The organism is Allobosea sp. Root670, assembly GCF_001429415.1.
Classification (GTDB): Bacteria; Pseudomonadota; Alphaproteobacteria; order Rhizobiales; family Beijerinckiaceae; genus Allobosea; species Allobosea robiniae.
Map to the genome: position 1 here is coordinate 153,422 of NZ_LMJU01000001.1, position 16,639 is coordinate 170,060.

Genomic DNA, 16,639 nt, shown 5'->3' on the forward strand with positions numbered 1-16,639 from the left:
GCCTTGCGAGAGACGAAGTTTCAGATGATGATCGAACGGTCCGCAGCGCCGTTCGATGCGGCGGGTTGTGTGCGAGTGCCAGCGCTGACATCTCTCAGTTTCGGCTCTGAGCAAGATGCCGCGACAGGCAGACGCCACCTGCAATCAGGGAGCGCGATTTCGTGCAGCACTGGCCGATTTCGGCACGTCAGATCCTCGCCCTGGCGCTAGCGCTTGCCTCTATCGGTCCTCTGCCGGTTACGGCGAAAACTGAATTCAGGATCGTCGAACGGTTGCCAGATGGAAGCATTGCTCCGGCCATCGCCAGTGCATATGAGGCCGCGCAGCCTGGAACGGACGAAAATGGCGTCGTCTCGTTCATCCTCGAAAACGGCCGGCGCTACTACCACCCCTTTAATGTCGCGACGCAGGCGCTTGCGGACAAAGGCCTCGAGGGGACCGCCGGCTTATACATCGAGACCATAGTAGCGCAGCGTCCAACCATGTCGCCTGCCCAGCTTGCCGCTCTCAAATGGCTCGTCGACAACAAGGTCGATCTACCCGAAGGCGGCATCACCTGGTCCTATCCGCTCCCGCTTTACTATACCACCTTCACGGTCTTCCCAGGCTGGAGCTCCGCTTTCTCAGAAGCGAGGGCTATCCACGCACTCATCTACGCAGCCAGGGTGAGCCGGGATCGCCAATATCTAGACCTCGCCGTCAGAGCCGCCAAAGCCTATGGAACCCCCATAGAAGACGGGGGCCTGGTCGGAAGAGTGGATGGACTTCCATTCTATGAAGAGGTCCCGGTCCCCGGCGAGCACAGCCCTCACATTCTGAATGGCCACCTCTATTCCTTGGTTGCTCTCTATGACCTTGCCAAGGAAACCGGAGATCCGGCGATCAAGTCGATTGCTGATCAGGGTTTGGCGACCATCGAGAAGCTCGCGTCGCTCTATGACACCGGTTACTGGACGAAATACGACCTGGTGCCGCGGGTCACAGGCATCCTGTTCCTCGTAAAGGGTGAAACAGAGCCCGTAACTGTCAATAGCGGCGCAGTCATCGCTCCAACGGGAGAGGAGCTGCCGTTGGAGCTTGTTTCCGTCGACAAGGCAAATTCGCTCTTCAAGGCAAATTTGCCGGGTCCTATCTTTCTGAACGATGCTCGCAATCAGACGTACCGGCTCAGAATCGACTTTTCCGGCCGCCTCTCCGGCGTCGGCCTTGCAGGGCTGCGTCCGGACATTAACGAATACTATCGGTTGAGTCCGGACACTGCTCCGTCGTCGTCTGCGGCTGGAACGGCGACCTACATCATCCCGATCCAATACCTCTCTGATTTTAAGCTTTCGCGCATCTATCAGCGCTGGCATTCCAGGCTCATGAAGCGCTTGGGCGAGCAGACGGGAAGCAGCTGGTTTCTATCCGTCGCCGATCGATGGTGGGGCTATGACCTGGCCACCGAGCGAGATCAGAGTCAGGCAGGGGCATCTGGACCCATTTTGCGAGATGCACCCGGCCTGCCCGCTCGATAGCAAGTCATCGTCCGGGAGGCGCCGTGGCGCTTCTCCCGGACGATTACACATCATCCTGTCAGCTGATGTTCCAGCTCTGGGGCGTAGCCCAGGCCGACGACCCCGGAGCCGACACATAGTCCTCGAGCTCCGGAAAGAAGTAGAGAAGATGGCTGGTGTAATAGGTGCCGAGCGCCACGGCGGTCTGCACATTGCTGTTCAGCGTCGCCACGTTCGTCCGTCCGGAGTTGAAGGCGAAGAACGACTTCGTATGGCCCGACGACGGCGGATAGCCCCGAGTCAGGCCATCCAGCGTCTGCCCTTTCACCAGTAGGCCGATCGTCGGATCGGCCATCAGGTGCACACCGGATGCGGTCATGAAGATCTGGGCATGGTTCCCGACGGCGCCGCCATTCCAGCCGATGAGCTTCGGCTCTGCACCCGGCGTCGGGCTCAACAGACGATAGAGCTCGATCGCCAGGATGCAGTAGTTGTCGCAATTGAGGTCGGCGGCGGCGAGATTGCTGGCGAGGTCGAGGCCGCCGCCGTTGCCATAGGGCTTGAGGTCGAAGGCGAGGATCGTCGCGAAGGCAAGTTTCAGCTGATCCTCCGGGAGCGTCTGCAGCGCGGCCGGCAGATCGGCGATGAAGATCGAGCGAACCGAGGCATAGAGACCGGGAACGGTGCCGGCGGCATCGGCGATCACGGCCGCATGGGTGGAACTCGACAGATAGGACATTGCAGTCTCCAGACATGAAAAAGCCGCCCGGAGGCGGCGGGTGGATGGGGTGGTGGGGCGGACCCGTGTGCGCCGCTTCAGAGCAGCGCGGCAGCCATCCAGAGGTCTCGCCGGGCCAGCTCGTCGAAGCCGAGCAGAGCGCCGAGCTTCGGACACAGCGGATGGCCGAATTCGTACTTCGTAGCCGAGGAGAGCAGCATGCGCGCGGCAAAGCGCTCCTCTGCCGGCAGCTTGTCGATCGCGGTTTCCAGCGCCGCCGGCGGCTCGCCGCGCGCCGCCCAGGCCAGCGCCTCGGCCTCACTGATCTTGCCGAGCTCGGCGAGCTGCTGCGCGAACTGGCGGTCGGAGATCGTAGCCACCGCAGGGCCGGGCAAATCGGCGAGAGAGGCTAGGTGCTCGGCCTGCTCGTCCGGCGTCATATCAACGATCACGGTTTCGGTGATGAACCTGGCCGAGGCTTCATCGCCTTCGCCAATCTGGACCTGACGGAGTTCAACAACGGCGCGCAGCATCACATTCTCCCGTACATTTCGTAGCGGACCTGCTCGATATTCCCGGCCCCCTGGACCTGACGGAGTTCAACAACGGCGCGCAGCATCACATTCTCCCGTACATTTCGTAGCGGACCTGCTCGATATTCCCGGCCCCGTAGAAGAAGCGCGCGGCCCCGATCCGCGAGGCGGAGGCACCAGCGGCCATCAGCCGCGATCCGCCGCGCATGACGTTCAGCGCGCCGCCGGTATTGTTGGAGCAGAGCCCGAAGACCTCGAGGAGGTGGCTGTAATTCAGCACGTCGGTTGCGCGCAGCAGGATGCGCGTCGAGGCGTTGGAACCCGATTTGAGCTGGCCGACCGGGATGACCGGCAGCGCGGAAGCGCCCGCGGACGCGACCGCAGTATCGGCGCCGGCGGAATCGACGTTGTGATGGGCATAGCGATAGTCGGTCGCCCCGGAATAATAGGCTGCTGTGCTGGCGCCGAGGCGCATCTGCATGATCTCGCCCGCCGTCACAGGCTGCATGTGGTGCAGGTAGATCTCAANTCGGCGCCGGCGGAATCGACGTTGTGATGGGCATAGCGATAGTCGGTCGCCCCGGAATAATAGGCTGCTGTGCTGGCGCCGAGGCGCATCTGCATGATCTCGCCCGCCGTCACAGGCTGCATGTGGTGCAGGTAGATCTCGACCTCGCGGAAGCCGCTGGGGATGGCGATGTCCAGCGTGGCGACCCCCGCCGCGGTGCCGTCGGCAAGGCGGTAACCCGAGACCGGATAGTCTTCGCCGGTCGAAATCAGCTTGCGCAGGATGCCGTCCGCGTCGGCATAGAAGCGGCTGGTGCCGGCCGGTGGCGCAGCCGGCGCGACCACATGAGCCATGTCGAGCGCCTGACCTAGGCGTCGATATCTGGCATCGGCATAGTCGCGGCGGACCGCGTGAAGGTCATCTGCGGTAAGGCCGATCGGCAGCGGCTCGTCGCTGAAGATGGCCGACGGAATCGTGACGTAGACGCTCTTCGTCCCGGCGCCGAAATTGATCTTGGCGGTCGAGCCGAGCGAATTGGAGAGCACGGTGGTGCGCGCCAGCGTGGTGCTGGCGGTCAGCGTGCCGATGCCGACCTCCCAGCTCGAGCCCATCTCGATGCAATACCAGCAGGTATCGTTCACCAGCATGGCCTGTGCGAAGGTCCGGCAGCCGGACACTGCGCCGGCGAGCGCCATCGAGCCGGTTCCTGTCGTGGTCGAGNTACCAGCAGGTATCGTTCACCAGCATGGCCTGTGCGAAGGTCCGGCAGCCGGACACTGCGCCGGCGAGCGCCATCGAGCCGGTTCCTGTCGTGGTCGAGGTCTCGCGGACCCGGTCAGCAACGCGTAAGGCCATCAGAGGCGCTCCGTCAGCGTGAGAGACTTGGAATAGATCGGCTCGCCGTCGAGCCAGCCCATCGGCTGCAGGACCGGGCTCACCTCGTCGACGAGGCCCCAGAGCGARTCCCGGCCGAGATTGGCGCTGTCGAGATCGGTGATCAGCAGCAGNGGCCATCAGAGGCGCTCCGTCAGCGTGAGAGACTTGGAATAGATCGGCTCGCCGTCGAGCCAGCCCATCGGCTGCAGGACCGGGCTCACCTCGTCGACGAGGCCCCAGAGCGAGTCCCGGCCGAGATTGGCGCTATCGAGATCGGTGATCAGCAGGAGGTCGCGCGAGGCGCCGTTCTCGCGATCCATCTCTTCGAGCCAGGACAGGCGTTCGCTGGCGCGCAGCGCCCCGAACGACAGCGTGACGGTGCGATGGCGCACGTCCCGATCGACGAAGATCTGGCCGCCGCGGCCCGTGGTGCGTCGCGAGCGGTCAAGGAAGTTCCGCGACCAGTCGAAGGAGAAATTGATGCGCGGCGCGTGGCGCTGCCCRAYGAAGAGCCGGCCGGCCTCGACATAGTCRCTKGGCGAATCCAGATCGATCCGGATGAAGCGACCCTCGACCGGAGCCGGCAGCAGCGCGACCTGCGTGCCATAGGCCGGGTCGACCGCATCCGTTACCGGTCGCCGACGAGCCCGGTATTGTCGAGAGCCGAGACGCGGATGCGGGCGACATGGCCGAGCGCCAGCGTCAGCCCGAAGAGCCCGATCGTGTCGAGCATTTGCAGTGAGCCGAGGTCGCAGATCAAAAATTGCGCAGCCCCGTCCAGCGAACGCCACTTCCGGGCGACATGCACGTTCTGCAGCAGCGAGACCGGCATGCGCGCGGCACCACTGGACGCAGCGAGGCTCCCGGCATCGGCCAGGTTGCGAAAGGCTAGGGCTGAGGACATCAGGCGAAACCCGTGATCTCGACGGTGTTGGCGTCGCAGTCCTCGGAGACGGCGACGATGCGCAGGAGCCGGCCGGCGCCGAGATCCCAGCGCGGATAGGTGACATGCACGACGCCACCAACCTCGTGCTGGAACGGGCGGCCGTGGACGGTGAAGCGGTAGAGCGAGCTCGGCCGGCCGAAGAGGTCGAGGCGCCGCTCGGCTTCGGCGAAGGCGTCGGATTCGTGATGAAAGAAGCTCTCGATCACGGCCGCGTCCTGCGCGAGCGGATGGCGGGCGAGGATGGTTCGGTCATCCCACTGCGCCACCGACCAGGGCGCGGCGAGACGAGCGACAGTCGCCGCTAGGACCAGTCCCGCCAGATCCGTCTGGACGGTCCAGTTGCGGGCATAGGCCGTGCGGTAGCGCCAGGGCGGCGGGTTGATCGCGCCCGGGGGCCGCAGCCTGTCGATCGTCAGCAGGTCCTCGCGGCCATATCGACCGCTCGGCACGCCATCAGGCAGATCGAACCGCCCGACACCGAAGCGGCCGTCGCGACCGAAGCCGCTGAAACCGCCGATACCGGCAACGAGGCGTCCGACGACGTCGGCGACGCTCTGGCCGTCATCCGCGCCCAGCCAGTAGCCGACCGGCGCCGGCTGCAACGCGTCGAGCGCCGCGAAGGCGTAGGAATCGAGATCGTCCGCGACCAGGCGGGTGCGGGCGAGCAGCAGCCGCTCGACGATGCGCGCCGTGCTCGACACATAGACGCTGCCGGCCTTGTCGCCGCTGAGATCGACCGTGACAGTGCCGGCAGGCTGCGCGCCGAGCCGGACCTTCCCCGCCGCCAGACAGGTCGCGTAGCTGCCCGGCGCCACCGTCGCCAGCGTCAGCGAGTTGTAGCTGCCATGGTCGACGCCAGCAGTGAGCGCCGCGCCACGGTCTCGGACGGCGAGCACGGCCTCGATCGGCCCGTCGTTGAGATCGTAGATCAGCAGCGCGGGATCGAGCAGCGGCGGCGAGACATTGATGAGCTCGCCGAGCGCGGCCGGTCGACGCTTGCCCTTCAGCTCCTCACCGCCCTCGATGCCCCCGGTCCCTGCATAGACCGCGTCCTGTGCCGGCACCTCGATCAGGTTGCCGCGATCTCGCACTGAGACGACGACGGTGTCTTCCTGAATATCCCAGCCCGCCATGGTGCCGCGAAAGACGGTCTCGAAACGGCGATAGGCGGAGCCGGCGCGGCCGAGCTTCAGGGTGAGATCGCGCCCGTCGACCGCATAGCCGGCGAGGAAACTGTCATAGGCGCCATCGGTGTTGATAAGCACCATCTCGCCCCAGCCAACCGTCAGCGCGCCGATCTCCTCGCCGGAGAGCAGCGAGCGCTCGAAGCGCAGCGCCTGCTGCAGAGTGCCCCAGATCGGCTCGCTCGCCGGATCGTCGTCGGGTTGCGTCGCCATCTCGGCAGTGCCGGCGAACAGCCGGAAGGTGGAGGATTCGGAGACCTGCGAAGTCAGGATCGCGCCGCCGAAGGCGAAGTTGGCGAGCGGCAGGTCGGCGAGCGGGTTCCCCGCGATGACGCCGGCGGCGATCACGAGATCACCCCATAGGGCGCGACCGAGATCTCGGCCACGATGACGAAATCCTTCACACCGGCATCCATCATCTCGGAGAAATCGTTGGTGCCGTCGACCTCGCTTTCCAGCACGATCACGGCCTCGCAGAGCAGCGGATAGCGCCGCAGCTCCGTGAGGGCGAACTCGCCAAGGGGTGATCCGGCCAGCATCAGGCGAAGGAAAACTGGATCTGGCCTTCGAGCAGCATGAACGGATCGCCGGAGACGATCAGCCGTGCCACGCTGAGCGGCTGGCGGGTCAGGAGGTTGCCGGCAGCGCCCGCATCGCAGAGGCCGACATGGGTGACGACGCCCCAGCCCGCAGAGGGCGTGGGGAAGGTGATGACCGTGGTGTTGACGATCAGCCCCGAGGTCGTATCGGCATCGCTCAGCGCCGCCGAGATGTTGACCCGGGCATAGGAGCCGCCGGATACCTCGGCGGCGAAGGAGCCGGACAGGCCGGGATCAGCCGTGAACAGCGCGAGATAGACCGGGCTTGGCATGGTCCAGGCGGTGTGCCCGACAAGGTGATCGCCGAGCTTCTTGCGGGCATAGGACGTCAGGTTCGCCATGATGTGTCCTCAGGCGGCCGGCCGGTTGGCAGCCAGCCGCGTTTCGTTGGTCAGCCTGTCGACCGCGCCCTTCACCTTCTCGGCGCCGTCGCCTTCCGCGGTGATCAGGGCTGCCACGAGCCGGGCGAGATCCGCCCGCAGCGCCGCGATCTCGGCTCGCTGGCTGGCGTTCTCGCTGCGCAGCGCGGCGAGCCCATCAACGATGCGGGTATCGGCGGCGGCCATGGGCGGGGGCGCCGTCATCGCGCCCGTCGGAATCTCCGAGGCGCTCAGCGTCGGCGAACCGCCGAACAGCTTCTGCAGCCCCATCAGGTCCGTGTTCACCGACCGGAACGCATCCTGATAGCCACCGGCCGAGCCGTAATAGGCACGGGACGCTTCGAGCAGGGCCTGGGCATATTGCGTGACGCCGTTCGCCGATTCCGCGTTGCCGGAGCGAGCCATTGCCAGCTCGCGCTGATAGGAGGCCTGCGCCTCGCGCAGCCGGTCGGTCGGCGACAGGGTCGAGGAGGAGCCGCCGCGCAGATCGTCGAGATAGCGCTGGATCGAGTCGATCGAGGCGCGCTGCTGCTCGACGATCTGGTCGTTGAAGTCCTTCACGACCTTGGCACGCTCGGCCGCCAGCGTGCGCTCGAGCAACAGGATATGCTCGCCTCCGGCCGCGATCTCGTCCTGACGCTCACGCGCCGCGCGGCGATTGAATTCGGCCAGCGCCCCCGCCAGCGTCGAATTGTCGTTCGTCGCGGCGAAGAGCCGGTCCTCATAGCCTTGTGCCCGCTGCGCCGCCGCGGCGAGGCGGTCCTCGAGGCTGCCCAATGCGCCCGTGAAAGCGTGGACCCGGCCGTTGAGCTCCGGGAACATCCCGACGAGGTTGGTGAAGGCGTCTCCGGTCAGCCTCGCATTGTCGACGATCTGCTGCGCCGCGGCGGCAAAATACTGCTCGACCTGGTCGGTGGGCAGGCCGAGGCGGCCGGCATCGGCGCGCAGCGTCGAGCGCTCGACAAAGAGGTCGACGACATCGTTGATGTAGCCGCGGCCGAGCGCGTCATTGAGCTTGCCTTGCAGGTCGTTGGTGAAGCTCTGCCGCAGGTTCTGCATGGCCTTCACCACGCCCTGCTGGATCGCCGCCGCCGCAACTTCCGACGAGAGGCCGAGATCCGTCAGCACATCCTGCAAGCCGGCAGCCGTCCCGGTGATCCGCTCCATTTCGGTCTGGACTGCGGTCAGGCGGGTCTCGCCGACAATCAGGCTCAGCGCATAATCCTGGCTCGCCTTGCGAGCCATCAGCACGTTGGCGCCGACCGTCTGCGTATCCGTGACGAAGCCCTTCAGCGCCTCGCCGACCTGCTTGATCTGGCTGCGCGCCTGCATGAAGGGGCCGTTCGGTCCCGAGCCCGCATCGAGCGAGCGCAGCGTATCGCCAAAGGAGCGCCAGAACTCGCCTGCCATCTTGTCGAGATAGGTGCCGAGGTCGCGCTCCATCGCGAAGACGGCGTTGGTGTCGCCAGCAAGCTGCGCCGTCTTCGCCGCGTTGGTGAAGCTGGAACGCGCCTCGCGGAACGAGCCAGTCAGCGATCCTTCGGTCTCGCCGCGCCAGATCGAGCGCTGCCGCATGACGTCCGGCTGAATCTGCTCCCAGTTCTGCTGGTACTCCATCGCAGCCTGAATCATCTGCTGGCGGCGCTGCTTGCCGGCAGCCTGCTGGCCCATGATGCCGCCAAGCACGCCGCCGGCCGCGCCGATCAACGCTCCGATCGCCATGCCGGGAAGCCCGAATGCTGATCCAGCCGCTGCGCCGGCCAACGCGCCGCCGAGCGCCCCCATGAGGGGCGACTGCGACTGCTGGCCCATACCGAAGCCGGCGAGGCCCGCCACACCAACGGCCGCGATACCGCCAAAGCTTGATCCGCTGGCCGCCGGCGCTCCACTGACGGTTGACGTCGCACCGGCTCCGCTGCTGGCGCCGGTGATCCATTTCCAGCCGTCGGTGAACGCCTTCTCAATGCCCTTGAAAAAGGTCGAGGGCGACAGCGAATTGTCGTTCGAAGCGGTGAGGCTGCCGAAATTGAAGCCTTGACCCGACAGCAGAGGCTTCAGGATCTGGTTTTCGATCAGGCGCGTGCCGAGCCGGGAGAAGCTCTTCAGCGCATTTTCCGCGACACCCTTGAATCCTTTGTCGGCGTTCGAGAACAAATCATCGAAGGCGCCGCCAAGGATGGTCGACAGCTCCTTGCCGAAGTCGACGAAGCGATCCTTGGTGGAGTTGAGGTCGGCTTCGACCTTGGCGTTGTCGATGATGCTCTTGCCGATGTCGCTCTTAGCATCGACCCCAAGTTTCCTGACCTGCTGCTCTGCGCGGAGAGCCGCCACGGCGCGGTTCCGCTCCTCCGTCGAGCGGCCGAGCAGGGAGACCTCGAGCTTCAGCATCTCGATCTGGTCGCGCTGGTTCGACAGGATGCCAAGCGCCTGCATCTCGCGCTGCGCATTGTTCGCCGCGACCATGGCCCGTTCGTATTCCTGAAGGCGGGCATTCATATCGCCCTGATCCTTCACTCCGAGGGCGAGAAGCCGCGCCTTCTCCGCCTCGAGCGTGGTACGGCGCTGGAGCAGCTCGGAAGCCTGCTGCTCGGACAGGCTGCCGGCTTTAACCTCCGCGTTGACCCGGCTCTGAACGGAAACCTGTTCACGCTGCTGCGCTAGCTTCTCGGCGAGAAGGCGCTGGGATTCGGCAATCTCCTTGTTCACCCGCTCCAGGAAGATGGCCTCAACATCGCCGCCTGTGTTTCGGGCCTGCTGTTCAGCCTCCTTGCGGATGCGTGCGACCTCGGCAGCTGCAGCCCCGCCTTCTCGCAGCGCCGCAGTCTGCGCCTTCGAAACGGCGATGCTGTCCTGGATCGCCCTCGACTGCTCGTTCAGCGTGGTGATGCCCTTGGCCGCGACTTCCCGCTGGGCCTGCTTTGAAAGGAGCCCGATATGGGCCTGACAGAACTCCTGAAGTCCGTCTCCGAAAAGGACGATCGCACCAGTGCTGATGTGCTGGCCGCCTTCGTCAACGCGGACTGCTTCGCGCGCCAGCAGCTCGCCAACCGTTCCGCTTTCGATGGCGCCGACATCCTGCGCCTCGGCCGCGTGCTGAATGAGTACGCCGACATCAATCGACCAACGGATGTGTTCCGCAAGCAGCAGCCATCCGTCGGGCAGCCCGCGCGACCCCTCGCACCCGGCCCCGCCGTCGCTGAGCAAGCCGCGTGATGGCCGATCAGCACAAGTTCTGGCTTGTCTGGGGCGTCGGTAAGCCCGTCCCGACCATGCAGCACCCGAACCCGCTGTTGGCCGAGACGGAGGCCAAGCGGCTCGCTCTGAAGCACCCCGGCACGATGTTCGTGGTGATGGAGTCGAGCAAGGCATGGCGCACCGCGGAGCCGCGCGTCGAGCCGATCACGCTCTGGCTCGCGCCTGATGCGTTCGACCCGCCCGCTGAGCAGCCGCCCTCTCCGCCTCCCGCCGATTACATGGCCGGAGCCACACCAGAGGTCGCCGCCGAGGAACCCGTCTTCTGATGATCGCTCTGGCGATCCTGATCATCGCCCTTTTGGCGAGCACTCCGCTGGCGAACCCCGGTCATTTGAAGCCGACCGTCCGCCAGTCCTCACGGGGGCCACCGCAATGGCCCGGGAACATCTCCAACCCGCCGCTCGCCCCAGACAAGGGGTCTGGTCAGCGAGCCACCTGAAAACAGAACGGGGAGCGTTGCGGCGCTCCCCTAGCCCAAACCGAAAGAACCGCCATGAGCGATACCGCCGAGAACGACTGGTCTGCATGGGCCGCCCTGAAAGCCAACAAGGGCTCGCCGAAGCCTGATAGCGACATCTTCGCGGGCTTTTGGAAGCTGCCGAACGGTATCGCAGGCACGGCCTTGCCCGTCGCGACGTGGAAGGACGGCGCGTGGCTCGCGTCCATCAATGGCGCCGATGCAATCGATCGTGATTGCGGTGCAGAGTGGTCGGGGTTCCTCGCCAAGACCTGGCCGAAGCTCGTCGCGGTCGAGCACGAGGCCTATCTGGCCGCGCTCGACAAAGGCGTCTGGCCGGACGGAACGCCGCTCAAGAAGGATCAGCGCGGCGGTATGGGCGACAACGCCCCGCCGGAAGGCAGCGTCGAGGCTCTGCTCGCCGAGGCAGCGGGCCATCTCGAATCCGCACGCAATCTTGTGAAGGCAGGCGGAGCAAAGACCGAGGAGGACGCCGATATCGCGTCGAATCTCGCGAAGACGCTGACCGAGGCCAAGGCCAAGGTCATCGCCGCGCACAAGGTCGAGAAGCAGCCGTGGCTCGATGGCGGCCGCGAGGTCGACAACAAGTTCTTCCCGACGCGCGACGGGCTCGAAACCGCAGCGAAGACCATCAAGGACCGGGTCATCAATCCGTTCCAGGTCGAGCAGCGCCGCCTTCGCGACGAGGAGATTGCTCGAAAGCGCGCTGAGGCCGAGGCTGCTGCTGCAGCCGGCCGCGAAGCAGAGCCACCACCATCGGCGGCCGAGCCGGAGAAGGTGTCCAGCGGCTCGCGTGGGCGGAAGACGTCACTGGTCGAGCGCCGCTACGGCGAGATCACCGACCACGAAGCCTTCGCTGCCTTCCTCGGCAAGATGAAGAGCGTTGTCATCCTCAGCGCGCTCGAAACGGCCGCCAATAATCTTGCCCGAAACCACGGCGTCGGCGAGACGCCCGCACCCGGCGTCATCGTCCGCTCCCGCATGGTCACTGTCTGAGGTCCGATATCATGAACGCGCTCGTCGAACTGCAGCCGCCACGCCTGCCCTACCATCCCGCCGTCGAGGATCGCTTCCAGATCGACAAGAGCGGTTGGAAGGCGCTGGTCGAGGCTGTCTACCCGCTCGCCAAGACACCCGACTCCGTCGTGATGGCGCTGTCCTACTGCAAGGCGCGCAAGCTCGATCCGTTCAAGAAGCCGGTTCACATCGTGCCGATGTGGGACTCGAAGAAGAAGGCCTACGTCGAGACGATCTGGCCTGGGATATCGGAAGTTCGGACCACGGCGTTCCGCACCGGACAGTATGCCGGCTGCGACGAAGCCGAGTTCGGCCCGACCATCGAGAGGACGTTCACCGGCAAAGTGAAGAAGGGCGACGGCTGGGTCGACCAGACGGTCACGGTCGAGTTCCCGGAATGGTGCCGGATGACGGTGTATCGCGTGCTGGGCGATCGCGTCTGCAAGTTCGTCGGCCCGAAGGTGAAGTGGCTGGAGAGCTGCGCCACGATCGGCAACACCGACCTGCCGAACGACATGTGGCAGAGCCGGCCCGAAGGCCAGATCGAGAAGTGTGCCGAAGCAGCTGCGCTGCGCAAGGCGTTCCCGGAGGAGCTCGGCAACCAGCTCACCGCAGAGGAGATGGAAGGACGCCGCGTCGAGGGTGATGTCGCCGTCGCCGAGGTGGCCGAAGTCTCTCAGCGCCGCCTGCCGCCTGCACCGCCCGTTACCCGCCAGATTGCGCATGTCGAGACCGGCGCCCCCGAGACCGGCGAGGTCCAGCAGGATGAACCGAGCCGCGATGAGCCGCAGCAGGAAGTCAAGCCTGCACGTCGCGCCGCGCCGAAGCCCGCCGAAACCAAGCCGGAGAACACGAAAGTCACGAGCGGCCGCCAGCCGGCGCAGCAGCAGGATCAAGGCGAGCAGCAGCAGGATGACGCCTACGAAGGCCAGGCGCTCCTAACGGAGCTGCAGGAGACCTTCGACCAGATCGACAGCGTTGATGCCTTGGACGCCTATACCGGCGGCAAAGGGCGCGGTCTCACGATCTACAATAGCCTGACGCGGTCGGATCAGGAGGATGCGCAGCGCCGGTACGAGTTGGCGAAGGCGCGGATCAAGGCGGCGGACGAGGCCGAGGAGGTCGCCGCGAACGAAGCGGCCGCAGCTGAGATGGGCGATCCGGTTGGCCCCGATGAGCGCGGGCATCCCGACGACGACTTTCCGGGCGACAAGCCGCCCAAGGCTGCGGCGCAGACGGAGAAGAAGCCCGAGAAGATAGATGCCGCCGAGCTCGAAGCTCATATCCGCGGCTACATCGAGACCATGACCGACGCCGAGGCGCTGAAGAAGCGCTGGTATGGCGACGATGAGAACCGGGAGATCCTCGACGACAAGACGCGTCAGGCTCTTCGCACGCTCTGGAAGGCGCGCATGGACGATCTCCGCGCCGCCGAAGGTCAGGGCTGAGCCATGGCCAAGCGCGCCCAGAACAAGCCGGTGACGATTCTGCGGGTGGTGCGCGGCGGGTACGAGCCCGTCGCAGCCATCGACGCGGAGTTCCATGCCGGCCTGCCTCTGGGCGCGGAGGTCACCGCCACGATCGACCGAGCGAAATCGAACGATTCCCTACGTCTTTACTGGGGCTTCCTCGGATGGGTCGTCGAGAATCGCGACGAGTTTGGCAACTCGCGTGCCCTTTCAAACGCCCTACTCGTCGAGACAGGGCATGCCGAGAGCTTCAACCTCATGGACGGTTCCCTACACGTCTTCCCGCAAAGCATAGCGGAGATGGATGCCGCCGAATTCCAAGCCTTCTGCACCAAGGCATTCGACCGAATCTACGGCGAGTTCGATCTCGACGTCGAAACCTACAAGGCCGAGATGGCGGACAAGGCCGGAGGGCGCCGCTGATGCGCGCCGCCGACCATCGAAATCTGGTTGCCGACGAGAAGGCCTGCGAGCAGTGCGGGTTGTCGATGCAGCGAGGGGCTTACGGCAAACAATACTGGGCAAGCCGCCGATACTGCTCGTGGGCCTGTCATGCCAAAGCGCGGAACTCTGATCGTGAGGCACTTTTCTGGCAGCGCGTCAGGAAGTCGAGGACTGCGGATGGCTGCTGGCTATGGGCTGGCCTGCTCGATAAGGACGGGTATGGCCGAGTCACATATTTCGGCGTTACCGGCCGGGCCCATCGGAAAGCCTACGAACTGGTCTGCGGCGCCATCCCTGATGGCATGCTCCTCCGCCACTCGTGTGACAACCCTAGATGCGTGAACCCGAGGCATCTTACGGTTGGAACCGTAGCCGACAACTCCGCCGACATGGTCGAGCGCGGTCGCGCGGTCGTGCGTATTGGCAATCTAAACACAGCGGCGAAGCTCTCTGAGTCTCAGGCCCGTTCAATTTTCACTGACACCCGCCATCACCGCGAGATCGCCTCTGAATACGGGGTCTCGTCTGAAACCGTCTGGGATATCAAGAGCGGGAGATCATGGTCGCACCTTCGATTGAGGGGGGAGCGCCGGTGACAATCGCCCGTCGCAAGCTCACCGCTGTCGACAAGTTGAAGATTGTCGTCGCGCAAGCCAAGTGCTCGCTGTGCGGCGAGAGCCTAGTCAATCTGAGCGAGGTGGATTTCGACCACGCTCACGCACTAGCCCTCGGCGGCGCTGATGAGATCGAGAACCTGCGTGCGGTCCATCGTGAATGCCACGCCGTGAAGACCCGCGGTGCCGGCGCGACCACCGCCGGCTCCGACATCGGGAAGATGAAGAAGCTCCGCCATCTCGTCGCGAAGGAAACCGCGTTCCGAGAGCGCGTCCTCGCCAAGGGCGGCCGGGCCGTCGAGGCCAAGATCAAACCCAGGGCCGGCAAGCGTGCATGGCCTTCCCGCCCCTTCCCCAATCGCAAGAGGAGTAAGCTGTGAGCCGAGCCCTCCAAATGAAGGACGCGCCGCCGGGCTCTACCAGCCAGCTTCGCTTCGCCACCCCCTCTTTCCCGTTGAGGGTTTCGGCGGCTGCCGGCGTGTCGCTCAAACCTCCTCCCATGGGAGCGCCGGCAGCTTCGCCGAGGCAGTACCTCTACCGGTGGGATCGCTGCGGCCGGAAAGGCCAGCGCTGCTATGTCTTCGCGCGGGGCACCATGAACTCCGTCGGCCTCGTGTTCGACGATGGTTTCCGCATGATCACCTCCGGCAACGCGCTGAGGAGGGCTTAGCCATGGCGCGCGCACGCCTGATGCTGGTCAGCGAAATCCTTGGCGACGGCACGCTTGCTGATGCCGGCCGGCTGATGAACATCAGCGAGGCGGACATGCGCGCCAAGCTGGCAGCGCTGATCGCGCGCGGCTTTCCTCAGCCCGATGACACCACTGGAATGGTTGACTTAGACGCTGTCGTTCAATGGCGCCGCTTGCGGCACCCATCACTCTTCGGCCTGAATAGCGACCAGCCGGGTGCGCAAGGCACTGGCTCGGTCATTGCGGACCGATTGAAGAGGATGCGTGCCAATGCCCAGGCGAGGCGGTAACGCGATGAAGGTGCCCTACTACTACGAGCGCAAGGGGCGGGCATACTGGGAACCGCGGGGCAAGGTCCCGCCGGGCTTCGCTGCTCGCCCTCTCGGGCCGGCCGGCGATGAAGCCCGAATGGTTGCGGCCAAGCTCTATAACGCCATGTGGAAGGCGCGCCGCGGCGGCGCCGGCGATGAGCAGGACAACAAGCCGAAATACCCGAAGGGCTCGATCGGTGAAGCCTGGGAGCTTTACCGCCGCACGCCCGAGTGGCCGAAGAAGCAGCCGCGCACCCGTGAGGAGTGGGATCGCGTCTGGGCTCGGCTGGAGGCTGTGTTCGGGGATCAGAAGCCGAAGACCGTCACGCTCATCGATGTCAGCGAGTGGCGCCAGCTCGTCGAGGAGACGGTGTCGCTGCGCGAGGCACATCGCTGCATCAAGATCTGGCGCGCGCTGTGGCAGGTCATGGCGGCGATGAAATACTGCGACGCCGAGAACGACCCTTCCTTCGGCGTTCGGAACACGGAGCCCGCGCCCAGGTCTCAGGAATGGCAGCTCGCGGAGATCGTGCGGATCGGCAAGCGAGCATGGCGCGAGGGCTACAAGGGCCTCGCCGCGGTCCTAGCCGTGATGTGGGACGGGATGATGTCACCGGTCGACGCGCGCACCATCAAGCCCGCCCATCGGATCAGGCACGGCAACCTGCAGGCGTTCGCGATCACTCGCGGCAAGACAGGTGCCCTCGCCTACGCACCCATCACCCGGCGCGCAGCGAAGGTCATGGATGCCTATCTGGCAGATCGGAAGGTGGTCGATCTGGAGCGCCCACTATTCAGGACCCGACGCGATTCGGACTACCGGAAGAACAGCCTCGCTGAGGACTTCCGCGACATCCGGAATCTCGTCTACCCGGGCGACACCAGGACGCTTACCGACATCCGTCGATCGGGCGCGCTGGAGGCATCAGCCGGCGAGGTCGACCCGAAGGCGCTGTCCGATGTGATGGGCAATACCTTGGCTCAGTCGAAGGCTTTGCAGCGCACATATACGCCAGCTCAGATCGCCACAGCGTCCACTGTTCCTGAAGCTAGACGACGCGGCCGGCGGGCAAGATCCGCGAACGAAAGTAGCCCGTAATTCCGAAATTGCCGGCTGGGC

General features: G+C 65.2%; 19 protein-coding genes. 11 read left to right on the forward strand and 8 right to left on the reverse strand.

Annotated elements, in window-relative coordinates:
• The first annotated feature begins 161 nt into the window (after positions 1 to 161).
• A complete protein-coding gene (locus tag ASE61_RS00660) occupies positions 162 to 1,517 on the forward strand; it encodes a D-glucuronyl C5-epimerase family protein (RefSeq protein WP_061963677.1) in 1,356 nt (451 codons plus the stop codon).
• A gap of 58 nt (positions 1,518 to 1,575) precedes the next feature.
• Here the strand turns inward: ASE61_RS00660 and ASE61_RS00665 are convergent, their stop codons facing one another.
• The 8 genes from ASE61_RS00665 to ASE61_RS00710 form a co-directional block, all read right to left on the reverse strand.
• On the reverse strand, positions 1,576 to 2,235 hold the full coding sequence (locus ASE61_RS00665; RefSeq protein WP_061963679.1) for a hypothetical protein: 660 nt from the start codon (positions 2,233 to 2,235) through the stop codon (positions 1,576 to 1,578).
• A 77-nt stretch (positions 2,236 to 2,312) separates the two neighbouring features.
• On the reverse strand, positions 2,313 to 2,747 hold the full coding sequence (locus ASE61_RS00670) for a hypothetical protein (RefSeq protein WP_061963681.1): 435 nt from the start codon (positions 2,745 to 2,747) through the stop codon (positions 2,313 to 2,315).
• A 1,521-nt stretch (positions 2,748 to 4,268) separates the two neighbouring features.
• Complete coding sequence (locus ASE61_RS00685) at positions 4,269 to 4,523, reverse strand: hypothetical protein (RefSeq protein ID WP_061963687.1); 255 nt, start codon at positions 4,521 to 4,523, stop codon at positions 4,269 to 4,271.
• Between the two features lie 236 nt (positions 4,524 to 4,759).
• Complete coding sequence (locus ASE61_RS00690; RefSeq protein WP_061963689.1) at positions 4,760 to 5,035, reverse strand: hypothetical protein; 276 nt, start codon at positions 5,033 to 5,035, stop codon at positions 4,760 to 4,762.
• A complete protein-coding gene (locus tag ASE61_RS00695) occupies positions 5,035 to 6,609 on the reverse strand; it encodes a hypothetical protein (RefSeq protein ID WP_061963691.1) in 1,575 nt (524 codons plus the stop codon). The genes ASE61_RS00690 and ASE61_RS00695 overlap by 1 nt, the downstream gene beginning before the upstream one ends.
• Positions 6,606 to 6,800, reverse strand: coding sequence for a hypothetical protein (locus ASE61_RS00700; protein ID WP_061963693.1), 195 nt, complete (start codon positions 6,798 to 6,800; stop codon positions 6,606 to 6,608). Before ASE61_RS00700 ends, ASE61_RS00695 begins: the two co-directional genes overlap by 4 nt.
• The gene (locus tag ASE61_RS00705; protein WP_061963695.1) at positions 6,800 to 7,201 is read right to left on the reverse strand and encodes a hypothetical protein; all 402 of its coding nucleotides are present in this window, start codon (positions 7,199 to 7,201) and stop codon (positions 6,800 to 6,802) included. Before ASE61_RS00705 ends, ASE61_RS00700 begins: the two co-directional genes overlap by 1 nt.
• A 9-nt stretch (positions 7,202 to 7,210) precedes the next feature.
• Positions 7,211 to 9,946, reverse strand: a complete 2,736-nt coding sequence (locus tag ASE61_RS00710) for a hypothetical protein (protein WP_156406944.1) — start codon at positions 9,944 to 9,946, stop codon at positions 7,211 to 7,213.
• Between the two features lie 228 nt (positions 9,947 to 10,174).
• On the opposite strand from ASE61_RS00710, the gene ASE61_RS26240 reads away from it, so the two are divergent.
• The 10 genes from ASE61_RS26240 (at position 10,175) to ASE61_RS00755 (ending at position 16,618) form a co-directional block, all read left to right on the forward strand.
• Positions 10,175 to 10,453 (forward strand): hypothetical protein, encoded by a 279-nt coding sequence (locus ASE61_RS26240; RefSeq protein ID WP_156406945.1) that lies wholly within the window; start codon positions 10,175 to 10,177, stop codon positions 10,451 to 10,453.
• A complete protein-coding gene (locus tag ASE61_RS00715; RefSeq protein ID WP_061963699.1) occupies positions 10,453 to 10,761 on the forward strand; it encodes a hypothetical protein in 309 nt (102 codons plus the stop codon). The genes ASE61_RS26240 and ASE61_RS00715 overlap by 1 nt, the downstream gene beginning before the upstream one ends.
• 227 nt (positions 10,762 to 10,988) lie before the next feature.
• On the forward strand, positions 10,989 to 11,969 hold the full coding sequence (locus tag ASE61_RS00720) for a hypothetical protein (protein WP_061963700.1): 981 nt from the start codon (positions 10,989 to 10,991) through the stop codon (positions 11,967 to 11,969).
• Between the two features lie 11 nt (positions 11,970 to 11,980).
• Entirely contained in the window at positions 11,981 to 13,438 is a 1,458-nt protein-coding gene (gene bet / locus ASE61_RS00725; protein ID WP_061963702.1) for a phage recombination protein Bet, read from the forward strand.
• A gap of 3 nt (positions 13,439 to 13,441) precedes the next feature.
• Positions 13,442 to 13,882, forward strand: a complete 441-nt coding sequence (locus tag ASE61_RS26750; protein WP_061963704.1) for a hypothetical protein — start codon at positions 13,442 to 13,444, stop codon at positions 13,880 to 13,882.
• Positions 13,883 to 13,947: 65 nt separating this feature from the next.
• Positions 13,948 to 14,499: an HNH endonuclease signature motif containing protein gene (locus tag ASE61_RS27525; RefSeq protein ID WP_413813521.1), complete on the forward strand. Its 552-nt coding sequence runs from the start codon at positions 13,948 to 13,950 to the stop codon at positions 14,497 to 14,499.
• The gene (locus tag ASE61_RS00740; protein WP_082616997.1) at positions 14,463 to 14,897 is read left to right on the forward strand and encodes an HNH endonuclease; all 435 of its coding nucleotides are present in this window, start codon (positions 14,463 to 14,465) and stop codon (positions 14,895 to 14,897) included. Before ASE61_RS27525 ends, ASE61_RS00740 begins: the two co-directional genes overlap by 37 nt.
• A 14-nt stretch (positions 14,898 to 14,911) precedes the next feature.
• The gene (locus ASE61_RS00745) at positions 14,912 to 15,187 is read left to right on the forward strand and encodes a hypothetical protein (RefSeq protein WP_061963710.1); all 276 of its coding nucleotides are present in this window, start codon (positions 14,912 to 14,914) and stop codon (positions 15,185 to 15,187) included.
• Positions 15,188 to 15,189: 2 nt separating this feature from the next.
• Positions 15,190 to 15,498: a hypothetical protein gene (locus ASE61_RS00750; protein ID WP_061963712.1), complete on the forward strand. Its 309-nt coding sequence runs from the start codon at positions 15,190 to 15,192 to the stop codon at positions 15,496 to 15,498.
• Between the two features lie 4 nt (positions 15,499 to 15,502).
• The gene (locus ASE61_RS00755) at positions 15,503 to 16,618 is read left to right on the forward strand and encodes a hypothetical protein (RefSeq protein ID WP_061963713.1); all 1,116 of its coding nucleotides are present in this window, start codon (positions 15,503 to 15,505) and stop codon (positions 16,616 to 16,618) included.
• Positions 16,619 to 16,639 lie beyond the last annotated feature (21 nt).